Genomic DNA, 12,741 nt, shown 5'->3' with positions numbered 1-12,741 from the left:
CGCATGCGTGGGAGGAGGGGGCTGCTTTGGGCGGTAGCCCTCGCATTGTCATTTGCCTCTTGTGTCAGCACCCATCACGCTCCATCCCCAAGCGAGGCGGAAATCTCCGACTTCGTGCTCGTTATTGGAGAGGCGCCAGACGGTCAAGCCATCCATTCGTGGCGGCGCGCTGACGAGGTCGACCTGAGCGGGTATGTCCTGCCACCCAGCACTGGAGCCATTGTCCTCATTTCACGCCGTCCCAGGGATTGCGACCAGGAGCAAATTGCCTGCGTCAGGGACTGTATGAAGCGCAGGCGTCCGTCCCACGAAAGCCACATCAATCGCAATAACGGAAACAAGTATGGGTTTTGTCAGACAAGGTGTCTGATGGAATATCAGCAATGTCTTGAGGTGGAGAAGGCTCGCTCGCTCCAGTTCTCCACGGGAAATGATGCAGTGGAGTGGCTGAAGCGAAACCGGAAGGAACTCCTTGCTGGAACGATAGTAGTCATCGCTGGTGCTGCTTTCGTGTCTCTTTCGGCCGGGCCGGGATTCTTCATCTTGGCCCCCATCGCGCTCGTGGCGAGTTGAAGAGATGAACCTCGACCTCATCAAGATGACCCTGGCACGGCTCCACGAGGTGGAACGGCATGCCACTACCTCGGACCAGGTCGACGCCCTCAAGGTGTGCAGGACCATGCTGTGCTTCATTCAGGGCAGGGGCGAGACAGGTGAATTCGCGGTATTCGTAGAGAACTTCGACACCGCCCCCGTGACACCCCTCCTGTCCTTCATCACCAAGGATGAGGCGGATACCTGGCTGCAGAATCATCCTGCCCCACCTCACGGCGCCCTCATCAGGGCCGCGAATGACTTCTATACCGTCGTCGACGCACGCGCTCTCCGCCACCGGAAGTTGCTGCGCCTTCCCTCTCCTGAAGAAGTGACGCAGACGGATGAGGCCGGGGATGAGCCCGCTCAAGAAGTCGAGGAATCTCCCGAGCCCCCAAGACCAGTCCTTGGTACGAAGTTCAGCCTCTTCAAGCTCTACGACAGGACCTGCTACGACCTCCATCAGATGGAGAAGCGGATGTCCTCACCCGAGGAACTCGAAGCCATCAGGACCGCCAGGATCTCCTTCAACTTCGTGATGCGCGAGGGGGAGGAGTATGGCTTCGAGGCGTACCTGGAGGGCCTTCGCTCCGCCAGGACCGCACCCCCTCTCGCGTCCTTCGCGACCCGTGAGGAGGCGGATACCTGGTTGGCGACTCAACCCGAGCCTCCGTCTCCAGCGGTGATCTCCATTGGGAACGAGTTCTACTCCGTGGGCTACAATCGTCGCCGGAAGATGCGCTTGTTGATCCGCATCCCCACGCAACGAGAACTGGACACCCAAGCGCCGTAAAACGAAGCGCTCGCGAGTCAGGGTTCTTTCTGCCAGCGTGCGCGGTCGTCATGCGCCTTCTCCGTTCGAGCTTCCTGCTGCTCCTCGTGGCCCTGGCCAGCGCGTGCAGCCGCAACGTTCCTTCGCTGGTGCCCAAGTCGGGTGCGCCGCCTTCCCCGCGGCTCGAGTTCCGCCCTCCCGATGACGCGGTCCTCACCGAGTCGCTGAAGAGTTCCGTGGGACGCAGCAGCGCACCGGGCACGCAGGACGCGGAGCTGACCACCGTTACGCGCTTCACACCGGAGCAGAACGGCTGGCTCCTTACGCAGCGGGTGACGCAGGCGCGCTACACGCGTGACGGAGCCCCGGTGGAGACGCTGGTGGATGATGTCCTTACGCGTTTCATCCTGCGCGTGCGACTCTCGGGCGACGGAACCTACGTGAGCTTGGTGGAGCCGGAGGCCGCGCTGGCGGCGCTCGCGGCGGTGGCCCCGGCGGGGCAGGACGTCTCTCCACTGGAGGGCTTCTTTGCCCCGGATGCGCTGGAGGCGCGCACGCGGAGCGAGTGGGACGTGAAATACGGTGGCCTCTATGGACGCTCCTGGGAGCCGGGAGCGCGCTCCTACGTGGTGGGCACGGTGCCCCTGGGCGGGCGAGAGGTGGCGTACCTCCTGGAGCGCACCTTCTCCGGGACGGTGACCACCGAGCACGGTGAGGCGATGTTGTTCTCGCTGCGCTGTCTGGAGGCCCCGGGAGCGGACGCCTCTCCCCAGGTGCTCGAGGCGTTGAGTCAGGCGGGGAACCCGGAGCTGTCGCCGGGGGTTCAGTGCGAGGGAGAACAGTTGCTCGGAAGAGGCCGTTTCATCCCGGTGCGGCGCGGGCTCACCTTGCGGGCGACGTTGGACGGAGAGACGTGGACATGGGCAGCCAGGTCGCAGATGGAGTCGCTGCGGGCGCCCGAGGAGCAACGGTGATGAGCTACCAGCAGAATCTCATCGAGGACGAGGCGGGCATCCGCGCGGTGGTGCAGGGCAGCAAGCGCGTGGCGGTGCTGGGCATCAAGACGGAGCAGCAGCAGGGCCAGCCGGCCTTCTACGTGCCGCAGTACCTGGCGGAGGCGGGCGTGGACGTGGTGCCAGTGCCCGTCTACTACCCGGACGTGACGCACATCCTCGGCAAGCCGGTGTTCCGGCGGCTGGTGGACATCCCGGGGGACATTGATCTCGTGGACGTCTTCCGGCGGCCGCAGGACATCGACCAGCACGTGGAGGACATCCTCGCCAAGAAGCCGAAGGCCGTCTGGTTCCAGTCCGGCATCCGCAACGACGCGGCGGCCGAGAAGTTCGCCAAGGCGGGCATCAAGGTGGTGCAGGACCGCTGCCTGATGGTGGACCACCGCCGCTACCGCCGCTGAGGGCCTTTCTTCCGGCTCGGAGCGGGCGGGGCGGGCTCGCTTACCGTGGTGAGCCAGGTGCTCACCCGCCACAGCTCGGCCTCGACCTTCCGGTCGGGCGCGCCCAGCGTCCCGGAGCGGAAGAGCGAGAGCCCCTCCAACAGGGCCACCAGCAGTTCCGCTCGCGCGTGGACCTCGGCGCGGGACAGCTCCGGGGCGGCGAGGCCCAGCCGCTCCGCCACCGTGCCGATGTAGCGCGCGTAGAAGGCTCGAAGCTCCGTGGCGATGGTGGGCTCCCGCGCCGCCAGCGCCCACAAGTCGTAGAAGAGCCGGTAGCTGGCGGGGTCCTTCTGGTCCTCCAGCAGGGCCTCCACCGCAGTGTCGAGCGCCCGGGCCGGAGTGTCCGCCGCACCCATCCGCTCCTCGAGTTGTGCCGTGGCCCGCTCCAGGACGCGCGCGAGCAGGGCCCGGACCAGCTCCTCGCGGGTGGCGAAGTAGTACTGGAGGTTGCCCAGCCGGATGCCGGCCCGCTGCGCCACGCCTCGCAGGCTGAGGGCCGAGTGCCCCTCGTCCACGAGCAGCCGCTCCGCCGCGTCGAGGATGGCCTCGCTCCGCTCCTGCCCCTTGGGGGAGGCACCGCGCGTGCTCATGCCGCCCGCCTCTCCGCGTCCGCGCCGCCCCGCACCTCGAGCTCCACTCCCAGGGAGCGCAGCGCCTCGAGCACCCGTCCGGGTGAGGCCGCTTGTTCCGGGAAGACAACGCCACGCGGGGGCGCGTCTCCATCCAATCCCAGTGCACGCTCCAGCGCGAGGGTGGCTCCCGCGGCGGTCAGGTGGGCCTGTCCCCGTGCATCCACCAGCGTGGCCGAGCGCGACTCCCCACCCCGGGAGACGTCGACGCGGAGCACGGCCCGTCCTCCCTGGCCAGAGCCGCGCAGCAGGGCGCGGCGCAGGTTCCGGAAGCGCTCCCCCCGGAGCAGGTGGAAGAGCCCCATCCCCTGGAGCACCTGGAACGCGATCGTGGCCGATTCGTCGCTGAACCCGATGCGCGTGGACACCGTCCGGGCTCCGAGCACCATCGGCAGCGTGAGCTGCTCGGGCGTGTCGATCCGGACCACCCGGCGCGAGCGGTCCTCGAAGCGTACCCGGCGCGCTCCGGACAGCGGCTCCACCACCTGGCGCTGTCCGTCCTCCATCACCTCGAAGGCGACGTGCATCCGGTCCATGAACTCGATGGAGTCCTCGCCCGCGCGATCGGCCAGGTCGTAGAGGATGGCGGTGTCGATGGCGGAGGCGCCCCCCAGCTCCCGCGCCAGCGCCGCGCCCACCACCGGGACGAGGCCTCCCATCCACCCGGAAGCGAGCACGACGGCGGCTCGGGGCGGCTCCACCGCCATCCACGTCAGCGCCTGTTGGACGCGCGCCGTCCAGCGGGTGATGTCCACGTAGGGAATGCCGGCGCGCGTGCTCGCGCGCAGCAGCCGATCCATCGGATCATTCACCAGCGCGATGACGGCACGCGCGGAGAACTCGAGCGGCGCCGTGCCGGAGAGATCCACCGCTTGAAGCGTGGCTCCCACTTCCGCTGCCAGGGCGCTGCCCCGGGAGGGCGTCCGTCCAGCCAACACCAGTGGCAGCGAGGGATGCCGGGCCCGGAGCATGCGGGCCACCTCGGCGCCAACGACCCCATACCCGCCGACGAGCACCACGGCCCCCTCCGGGTCATACCGGAGCGTGTCCCGCGCGATTGTTTCCTGTGTCTCGGAGTGCATGGGATGAATATTAGGTCGGATGACCTAATTGTCAACGCGACGACGGGCTCGAGGCACGTCGGGCCTTGTTTCAGCTCACGCCTGCTCGAAGGGCACGGGAGGCCGGGCGATGGCGCGCTCGGCGCTCAGCTTCGCCTGGTGCAGGGCATCGAAGCCGCGCTCCATCTGCGACGGCGACACCGGCGGCAGGGTGGACACCACCACGTAGACGGGGACGTCGCGCTCCTTCAGCAGCGACAACTGGAGCCGGAAGTGGTCCTGCCTCAGCGCCGCCGAGCCCGCGGCAATCCCCTGTGCGTACGCCATGGGGCCGCCCAGCATCTTGCGCGTCCGGCTCGGCAGGTAGTGCACGAGGATGGCATCCAGGTCCTTCCCGAAGCTGCTCTCCCGCATCGCCAGCGCGGGCGCCTTGTCCACCAGGCCTCCGTCCCAGTACAGGTCCCGTCCCAGCCGCACCGCGCGGAACAGGCCCGGGTAGGCGCACGTCGCGTGTACCCGTGGCGCCAGCTCGCCCGCGGTGAACACCTCGTGCGTGCCCTGCGTGAGGTTGGCGCTCACCAGCAGCAGCGGATGCGGCAGCTCCTCGAAGCCGTGCACCGGCAGCGTGTCCTCCAGCAACCGGCGGAAGCGCTCGCCCTTGAGCAGGCCCGTGGCCCCATGGCCCTCGCTCGGAAACCCGTTGAGCACCGCTCCAATCGGATCCGGATCCCAGAACGCCTGCCGCGTCTGCTTGAGGACCAGCTCCTCGATGGTCTGCACGCTCGCCCCCGCGGCGGCATACGCTGCCACCAGGCCTCCGGCGCTCGTCCCGGCGTACGCGGAGGGCTTCAACCCCGTGGCCGCCAGCCCCTTGAGGAAGCCGGCGTGCCCATAGAAGCCGAAGTACCCGGCGGAGAGGACGAGTCCGAAACGTTTGCCTTCGAGGAGCTGGTTCAGGGTGGGGGCGGCCATGTTGGGGCCCGTCTCTAGACGACGCTTCCCCACATGGCAACGCGACGCGTCGCCCTCGCGAACTTCCCTGGCCTTCCGCGCCGCATCGACGTATGTTGATTCACCGATATGGAAGAGCTGTCCCAATCCTTCCGGGCCCTGGGTGACCCGACACGCTTGCGCATCCTGCGGCTCATGGCGCGGGCTCCGCTGAACGTGTCGGAGCTGGTGTCCCTGGTGGGGGTGGCGCAGTCCTCGGTGTCGCACCACCTGGGCAAGCTCAAGGGGCTGGGGCTCATCCGCGAGGAGCGGCAGGCGGGCTTCACCTACTACTCGCTCGCGCTGGAGCCGCAGGACGCGCGCTGGCCCCTCATCCGCCTGGCCCGCGAGGCCGCCGATGAGGAAGGGGACCTGGCCCGCCTGGAGGACCTCCTGCGCCAGCGCGAGGACCGGCAGGCCCTCAACGAGCGGTTGCTGGAGCCCGGCCAGTCCTGGTTCCTGTGGGCGGGGGCGCTGGCCTCGCTGCTGCCGGCGCTGGACGTGGCGGACTTCGGGTGCGGCACGGGGGTGCTCTCGGTGGCCATCGCCCGGTGGGCCTCGCGGGTGTGGGCCATCGACCAGAGCGAGGCCGCGCTGGCCCAGGCCCGCGAGCGCGCCGCCCGCGAGGGCCGCACCAACATCACCTTCCTGCGCGAGGATCTGCACCGGCTGTCGCTGCCCCCGGGCCAGCGCGACCTGGTGGTCATCTCCCAGAGCCTCCACCACATGGAGTCCCCGCCGGCGGTGCTGTCGGAGGCCGCGCGTATCCTCAAGCCCGGGGGCAAGCTGGTGTTGTTGGAGTTGATGCCCCACGACGAGCGGTGGGTGCTGGAGCGGTTGGGCCACCGGCACCTCGGCTTCGCGCCGGAGACGCTCGAGGCTTCCCTGCGCGAGGTGGGCTTTGGCGCCCTGACGCGCGAAACACATGCACGGGAGGGGGCGAGTCCCTTCCGCGTCTTCCTCCTCACTGGAGTCAAACAGCCATGAGCAGCCACCTTCCCGCCCCCCTTCCTCCTCCTCCGGGGCAGCACGGCCGCCGTGTGGAGGCCCTGCGGGCCGCCCTGCGCGAGCGCGTGCTGGTGCTGGATGGCGCCATGGGCACGCTTCTGCAGAACCAGAACCTCAAGGCCGCGGACTTCGGCGGCGCCGAGTACGAGGGCTGCAACGAGAACCTCGTCCTCACCCGGCCGGACGTCATCCAGGGCATCCACGCCGCCTACTTCGCCGCGGGCGCGGACGTGACGGAGACGGACAGCTTCGGCGGCACGCCGGTGGTGCTGGGCGAGTTCGGCCTGTCGCACAAGGCGATGGAGATCAACATCGCCGCCTCGAAGCTGGCGCTCCAGGCCGCCGAGGCCGCCGAGGCCAAGGACGGGCGGATGCGCTGGGTGGCGGGCTCCATCGGCCCCACCACCAAGGCCATCAGCGTGACGGGTGGCATCACCTTCGAGGAGCTGGTGGACAACTTCGCCGTGCAGGCGGAGGGGCTCGCGCTGGGCGGCTCGGACTACCTGCTGATCGAAACGTGCCAGGACACGCGCAACGTGAAGGCGGCGCTGCTCGGGTGCGAGCGGGCCTTCCGCAAGCTGGGGTGGAAGCTGCCGGTGGCGGTGTCCGGCACCATCGAGCCCATGGGCACCATGCTGGCCGGCCAGTCCGTGGAGGCGCTCGCGGCCTCGCTGGAGCACGTGGAGCTGCTCTACCTGGGCCTCAACTGCGCCACCGGCCCCGAGTTCATGACGGACCACATCCGCTCGCTGGCCTCCATGAGCCCCTTCGCCGTGTCGTGCGTGCCCAACGCGGGCCTGCCGGACGAGAACGGGCACTACCTGGAGTCCCCCGAGATGCTGGCGCGCTCGCTGCGCCGCTTCTGTGACCAGGGCTGGCTCAACGTGGTGGGGGGTTGTTGTGGCACGCACACCGGCCACGTGAGCGCCATCGCCGCGGCGGTGAAGGGACTCGTGCCCCGCCGCCAGCTCCCGCCTCCGCGCTCCACGCTCTCCGGCGTGGACTTCCTGGAGGTCCGTGACGAGGAGCGCCCCGTCATCGTCGGCGAGCGCACCAACGTCATCGGCAGCAAGAAGTTCAAGGAGCTCATCGTCGCGGGGCAGCTCGAGGACGCCACGGAGATCGCCCGCGCCCAGGTGAAGCGGGGCGCGCAGGTCATCGACATCTGCCTGGCCAACCCGGACCGGGACGAGCTCGAGGACATGCGCCGCTTCCTGGAGGTGGTCGTCAAGAAGGTGCGCGTGCCCCTGATGATCGACTCCACGGACGAGCGCGTGCTCGCCATGTCGCTCACGTACTCGCAGGGCAAGGCCATCATCAACTCGGTGAACCTGGAGGATGGCGAGGAGCGCTTCGAGAAGGTGGTGCCGCTGGCGCGCGAGTTCGGCGCGGCGCTGGTGGTGGGCTGCATCGACGAGCAGGGCATGGCCGTCACCCGTCAGCGCAAGCTGGAGGTGGCCGAGCGCTCCTTCGCGCTGCTCACCGGCAAGTACGGCATGAAGGCGGAGGACCTGTACTTCGATCCGCTCGTCTTCCCGTGCGCCTCGGGCGACGCGCAGTACACGGGCAGCGCGGTGGAGACCATCGAGGGCGTGCGCCTCATCAAACAGCGCTTCCCCCAGTGCAAGACGGTGCTGGGCATCTCCAACGTGTCCTTCGGCCTGCCCACCGCGGGCCGCGAGGTGCTCAACTCGGTGTTCCTCTACCACTGCGTCCAGGCGGGCCTGGACATGGCGCTCGTCAACTCGGAGAAGCTCGAGCGCTACCCGTCGCTGCCTCCCGAGGAGCGCCAGCTGTCCGAGGACCTGCTCTACAACCGGGGTGGAGATCCCGTGACGCCCTTCGCCGCGCACTTCCGCGAGCGCAAGCCGAAGAAGGCGGACGTGAGCACGCTGCCGCTGGAGGAGCGGCTGCAGCGCTACATCATCGAGGGCAGCCGTGACGGCCTCCACGCGGACCTGGACCTGGCGCTGGAGAAGTACGCCCCGCTGGAGATCATCAACGGCCCGTTGATGAAGGGCATGGACGAGGTGGGCCGGCTCTTCGGCGCCAACGAGCTGATTGTCGCCGAGGTGCTCCAGAGCGCCGAGTCGATGAAGGCCGCGGTGAGCTACCTGGAGCCGCGGATGAGCAAGGCCCAGGCGGCCAGCCGCGGGAAGATCGTGCTCGCCACGGTGAAGGGCGACGTGCACGACATCGGCAAGAACCTGGTGGAGATCATCCTCGCCAACAACGGCTTCCAGGTGGTGAACCTGGGCATCAAGGTGCCGCCCGAGCAGCTCGTGCAGGCGGTGCGTGAGCACGGCCCGGACATCCTCGGCCTGAGCGGCCTGCTGGTGAAGAGCGCGCACCAGATGGTGGCCACGGCGGAGGATCTCAAGCGCCAGGGCGTGGATGTGCCCATCCTGGTGGGCGGCGCCGCGCTGAGCCGCAACTTCGTGGACCGCAACATCGCCCCGGCCTACGGGGGCGGCACGGTGGCGTACGCCCAGGACGCCATGAGCGGCCTGGAGCTGGCCAAGCAGATCGTCGACCCGACGGCCCACGCGAAGCTCAAGGGCGAGCTGGCCGAGCGCCGCACGAAGCTGGCGCAGCAGGACAAGGACCGGCCCAAGGCCAGCGCCCCCGTGGCGGCGGTGCGCAGCAAGGAGGTCTCCCTCCTGGAGCAGGTGCCGCCCGCACCGGACTACACGCGGCACGTGCTGACCAACACCCCGCTGGACACCATCTGGCGCTTCATCAACCCGGTGATGCTCTACGGGCGCCACCTGGGTCTGCGCACGGCCTCGCGTGCGCTGGGCACTCCCGCCGAGGCGGAGCTGGCGAAGACGGAGGAGGGCCGCAAGGCGCTCGCGCTCAAGGAGCAGGTGGAGCTCATCAAGGGCTCGCTGCGCGGCGGGCGCATGCAGGCCAAGGCCGTGTTCCGCTTCTTCAAGGTGGGTGGCGAGGGCAACCGCCTCCACCTCTTCGACGGGGAGACGGGGCAGCCGTCCGTGGTCTTCGAGCTGCCGCGCCAGGAGAAGCCGGACGGGCTGTGCCTGGCCGACTTCGTCAAGCCGCTGGAGAACGGCCAGCCGCGCGACAACCTGGCCATGTTCGTGGTGACGGCCGGCCAGGGCATCCGCGAGCTGAGCGAGGAGTACAAGGCCAAGGGCGAGTTCCTGAAGATGCACGCCGTGCAGGCGCTCGCGCTGGAGACGGCCGAGGCCTACGCCGAGATGCTCCACACCCAGCTGCGCAGCATGTGGGGCTTCCCGGACAAGCCGGACATGACGATGCTCGAGCGCTTCCGCGCCGAGTACCAGGGCAAGCGCTACTCCTTCGGCTACCCCGCCTGCCCCCGCCTCGAGGACCAGACGCTCCTCTTCCAGGCCCTGCGCCCCGAGGACATCGGCGTCCAGCTCACCGACGGCTGCATGATGGAGCCCGAGGCCAGCGTCTCCGCGCTCGTCTTCCACCACCCCCAGGCACACTACTTCTCAGTGTCGTGAGATGGTTGACGCCAGAGTAGGGTTGATGGGGGTATGAAGCCCACATTTTAACACCTGGGTCAGTTTTGTCCCAGTGGTGGGTCATTCGCGATACTCGACTTGCGAAATCATGGTAGAACTCCATCCCCACTGGTAGCTCGGTGGGGCGGATCGCCTCAACCTGGAGGCCCATGAGCACACGCAGTTCGGAAGGCCGTCATTTCGGAGTCGTTCGGGAGCTGAAGAACCAGTACGCCGAGGCTCAGTCCCCGGGTGTTCCAAAGGAGCATCTGGAGCGCATCCAGGCGCGGGTGAAGGAGTTGTTGCCGTCGCTGATGGCCTGGCGGGAGCGCTTCCCGGCCGTCATGGCCTCGCGGCTCAAACCCGCCACGTTGGGTAGTGTGGCGGGTCACCCGGAGGTCACGCTCGAGCAACACCTGCTCATCGCCAAGGCGGGGCTCCTGGTGTTCGCCGTGGATGACATCGCGGACGGGGAGATCGGCTCGCTGGACGACGCGGAGATGCAGCGCGTGCTCGAGCGCTACGTGGAGACGGTGCGCGCACCGGACTCCCAGGAGTGGGCGGGGACGGACGAGGCCAGCTTCGTGGGCGGCGCGGTGCGGGACGTGGCGAGGCAGTTGCACGCGGCTCCGGGCGCGGGGCGCTTCCTGGCGCTGTGGCAGGAGCACTTCCGGCGCATGTGCTCCGGCCACCTGACGGAGCTGCACGACAAGCGCCGCTACCAGCGCGAGGGCGCGCTGCCCACGCTGGAGCATTACCTGGACGTGTCGCGGTGGACGTGTGGTGCGCCCATGTACCACGGCGCGGCGCTCGTGGTGCTCGGGCCGGACTTCGCGGCGGATCCCCTCCAGGAGCCGCTCGTCGAGCAGGCCCTGTCGGACATGGCGCTGCTGGGCCGGTGGATGAATGACGTGCGCAGCCTGGAGCGCGAGCGCGCCGAGGGGAAGGTCAACAGCCTGACCCTGCTGTGCGCGGCGGGCATGTCCGAGGCGGAGGCCGAGCGCGAGGCGGTGAAGCGCTCCGGCGAGCATCTCGCGTCGCTCACGGACGTCGCCGGACGGCTCCCCGAGCCGCTGCGTCCCTGGGGGAGGACGCTGGTGGCGACGGGCCACTTCAGCCGGATGTTCTACATGCAGCGCGAGTTCCACCACCCCGAGTCCAGCTCGTCCGAAGAGGTCTGATGAAACGCATCCAGGATGTCTTGTTGGCGGAGCTGCACTCGCTGGTGTCCTCCCTGGGCGCGAAGGGCGGGCTGATGAGCCCCTCCGTCTACGACACGGCGCAGATGCTCCTGACGCTGCCTCCCGCGGAGGGCGGCTGGTCCGCGGTGGAGTGGCTGCAGTCCCAGCAGCACCCGGATGGGGGTTGGGGAGACCCGGCCATGCCGTTGCACCGGGACATTCCCACGCTGGCCGCCGTCCTCGCGCTGCGCGAGTACGGGCGCCGCCAGGGAACCCGCGCCGCCATCCAGGAGGGCGTGTCCTTCCTGCGCAAGCAGGCGGCGCTGTGGGCCAGCATGGCCAAGGATGATCTGCCCGTGGGTGGGGAGATCGTCCTGCCCAGCCTGTTGAACCAACTCGACGCGGCCGGGGAGATGCACATCCCCCGCAGGCCCTATGGCAAGTTGATCGAATTCGGTGAGCGCAAGCGCCAGTCCGTCGCGAAGCTGCCGAAGGTGCAGGGCATGCCCTGGAATCATGTCTGGGAGATCACCGGCACCGAGCCCGAGCCGTGGCTCATCGACGCCTCGGGAGGCCTCAGCCACAGCCCGGCGGCGACGGCGGCGTGGGTGAAGGCCGCCTCGGGCCGGCCGGAGCTGGAGGAGACCGCGCAGCGCGCCCGCGGGTACCTGGCCAACGCCGAGCGCGCGTGCGAGATGGGCATCCCCGGCGTCACCTCCACCATCTACCCGTTCGATCGCTACGAGCAGCTCTTCTCGCTCTACGCCCTGCAGATCGCCGGCGTGCTCAAGGATCCGCGCCTCGAGGGCGTGGTGATGCCCATCGTCCGGGAGCTGGCCACGGCCCTGGGCCCCAAGGGCATCGCCATGAGCGACTACTTCCTGCAGGACGGGGATGACACGGCGGCGGCCCTGTTGCTCCTGCACGAGTTCGGCTACCCGGTGGACCTGTCCGTCCTCTACCGCTTCCAGAAGGACGACCACTTCGTCGCCTACGCGGGGGAACTGCACCCCTCGCCGACGGTGACGGCCCGCTGCATCCACGCCCTGATGGTGATGGGCCGGGACGTGGCGCCCTTCCAGCGCTTCCTGCTGGATCGCCAGGACGCGGACGGGCGCTGGACGGTGGACAAGTGGAACCGCTCCTGGCTGTACACGACGGGCCACGCGGCCATCGCGCTCGTCGGCTCCCCTCACGTGGAGGCGCTGCGCGAGGCCGTCGAGGCCGTGCTCGTGTGCCAGAACCGCGACGGCGGCTGGAGCACCAATGGCCCCACCAACCTGACGGAGACGGCCTACGCGGTGCTGATGCTCGCCTACCTGGAGCGTCAGGGCGTCACCCACCAGGGCATCTCCCTGGCGCTGGACCGGGCCTTCGCGTGGATGTTGCAGAACTACCGGCCCTTCGCGCGTCCCGAGACCAAGGTGAAGTGCTGGATCGCCAAGGAGCTGTACCGCGTGGACCGCATCGACACCCTCTTCGAGCTGGCCGCGATGCTGATGCTCGATCAGCGCAAGTCGAAGGAGCGCGGCACCTGAGGTCAGCGGGGCACCCCACGCGGG

Annotated in this window: 10 protein-coding genes; 7 read left to right on the top strand and 3 right to left on the bottom strand. The window is 68.8% G+C overall.

What is annotated here, in order from left to right; translation table 11 throughout:
- Positions 1-577: 577 nt before the first annotated feature.
- Genes Q664_RS34505 through Q664_RS34495 form a run of 3 tightly spaced genes read left to right on the top strand, consistent with a single transcriptional unit; the run spans position 578 to position 2,780 of the window.
- Positions 578-1,387 carry a hypothetical protein gene (locus tag Q664_RS34505; protein ID WP_043405518.1) on the top strand — a complete coding sequence of 270 codons (810 nt, stop codon included), beginning with the start codon at positions 578-580 and terminating at the stop codon, positions 1,385-1,387.
- Positions 1,388-1,437: 50 nt separating this feature from the next.
- Positions 1,438-2,340: a hypothetical protein gene (locus Q664_RS62355; protein WP_043405514.1), complete on the top strand. Its 903-nt coding sequence runs from the start codon at positions 1,438-1,440 to the stop codon at positions 2,338-2,340.
- Positions 2,340-2,780 carry a CoA-binding protein gene (locus tag Q664_RS34495; protein ID WP_043405511.1) on the top strand — a complete coding sequence of 147 codons (441 nt, stop codon included), beginning with the start codon at positions 2,340-2,342 and terminating at the stop codon, positions 2,778-2,780. Before Q664_RS62355 ends, Q664_RS34495 begins: the two co-directional genes overlap by 1 nt.
- On the opposite strand, the gene Q664_RS34490 is transcribed toward Q664_RS34495, so the two are convergent.
- The 3 genes from Q664_RS34490 to Q664_RS34480 all read right to left on the bottom strand — a co-directional run bounded on the left by Q664_RS34490 (position 2,768) and on the right by Q664_RS34480 (position 5,481).
- On the bottom strand, positions 2,768-3,409 hold the full coding sequence (locus tag Q664_RS34490) for a TetR/AcrR family transcriptional regulator (RefSeq protein ID WP_043405508.1): 642 nt from the start codon (positions 3,407-3,409) through the stop codon (positions 2,768-2,770). The genes Q664_RS34495 and Q664_RS34490 overlap by 13 nt on opposite strands.
- Positions 3,406-4,530, bottom strand: a complete 1,125-nt coding sequence (locus Q664_RS34485) for a saccharopine dehydrogenase family protein (RefSeq protein ID WP_200883805.1) — start codon at positions 4,528-4,530, stop codon at positions 3,406-3,408. The genes Q664_RS34490 and Q664_RS34485 overlap by 4 nt, the downstream gene beginning before the upstream one ends.
- Before the next feature lie 75 nt (positions 4,531-4,605).
- The gene (locus Q664_RS34480; RefSeq protein WP_084610546.1) at positions 4,606-5,481 is read right to left on the bottom strand and encodes a patatin-like phospholipase family protein; all 876 of its coding nucleotides are present in this window, start codon (positions 5,479-5,481) and stop codon (positions 4,606-4,608) included.
- Positions 5,482-5,589: 108 nt separating this feature from the next.
- On the opposite strand from Q664_RS34480, the gene Q664_RS34475 reads away from it, so the two are divergent.
- The 4 genes from Q664_RS34475 (at position 5,590) to Q664_RS34460 (ending at position 12,717) form a co-directional block, all read left to right on the top strand.
- Complete coding sequence (locus tag Q664_RS34475; RefSeq protein ID WP_043405502.1) at positions 5,590-6,486, top strand: ArsR/SmtB family transcription factor; 897 nt, start codon at positions 5,590-5,592, stop codon at positions 6,484-6,486.
- Entirely contained in the window at positions 6,483-9,998 is a 3,516-nt protein-coding gene (metH, locus tag Q664_RS34470; RefSeq protein ID WP_043405499.1) for a methionine synthase, read from the top strand. The genes Q664_RS34475 and metH overlap by 4 nt, the downstream gene beginning before the upstream one ends.
- Before the next feature lie 170 nt (positions 9,999-10,168).
- Positions 10,169-11,179 carry a terpene synthase family protein gene (locus Q664_RS34465; RefSeq protein ID WP_043405495.1) on the top strand — a complete coding sequence of 337 codons (1,011 nt, stop codon included), beginning with the start codon at positions 10,169-10,171 and terminating at the stop codon, positions 11,177-11,179.
- Positions 11,179-12,717 (top strand): prenyltransferase/squalene oxidase repeat-containing protein, encoded by a 1,539-nt coding sequence (locus tag Q664_RS34460; protein WP_043405491.1) that lies wholly within the window; start codon positions 11,179-11,181, stop codon positions 12,715-12,717. Before Q664_RS34465 ends, Q664_RS34460 begins: the two co-directional genes overlap by 1 nt.
- Positions 12,718-12,741: the final 24 nt, after the last annotated feature.

Origin of the sequence: Archangium violaceum Cb vi76 (assembly GCF_000733295.1) — a bacterium.
GTDB classification, from domain to species: Bacteria; Myxococcota; Myxococcia; order Myxococcales; family Myxococcaceae; genus Archangium; species Archangium violaceum.
Note: the sequence above shows the minus strand (reverse complement) of the source record. Positions and strands in the feature narration are given on the sequence as shown.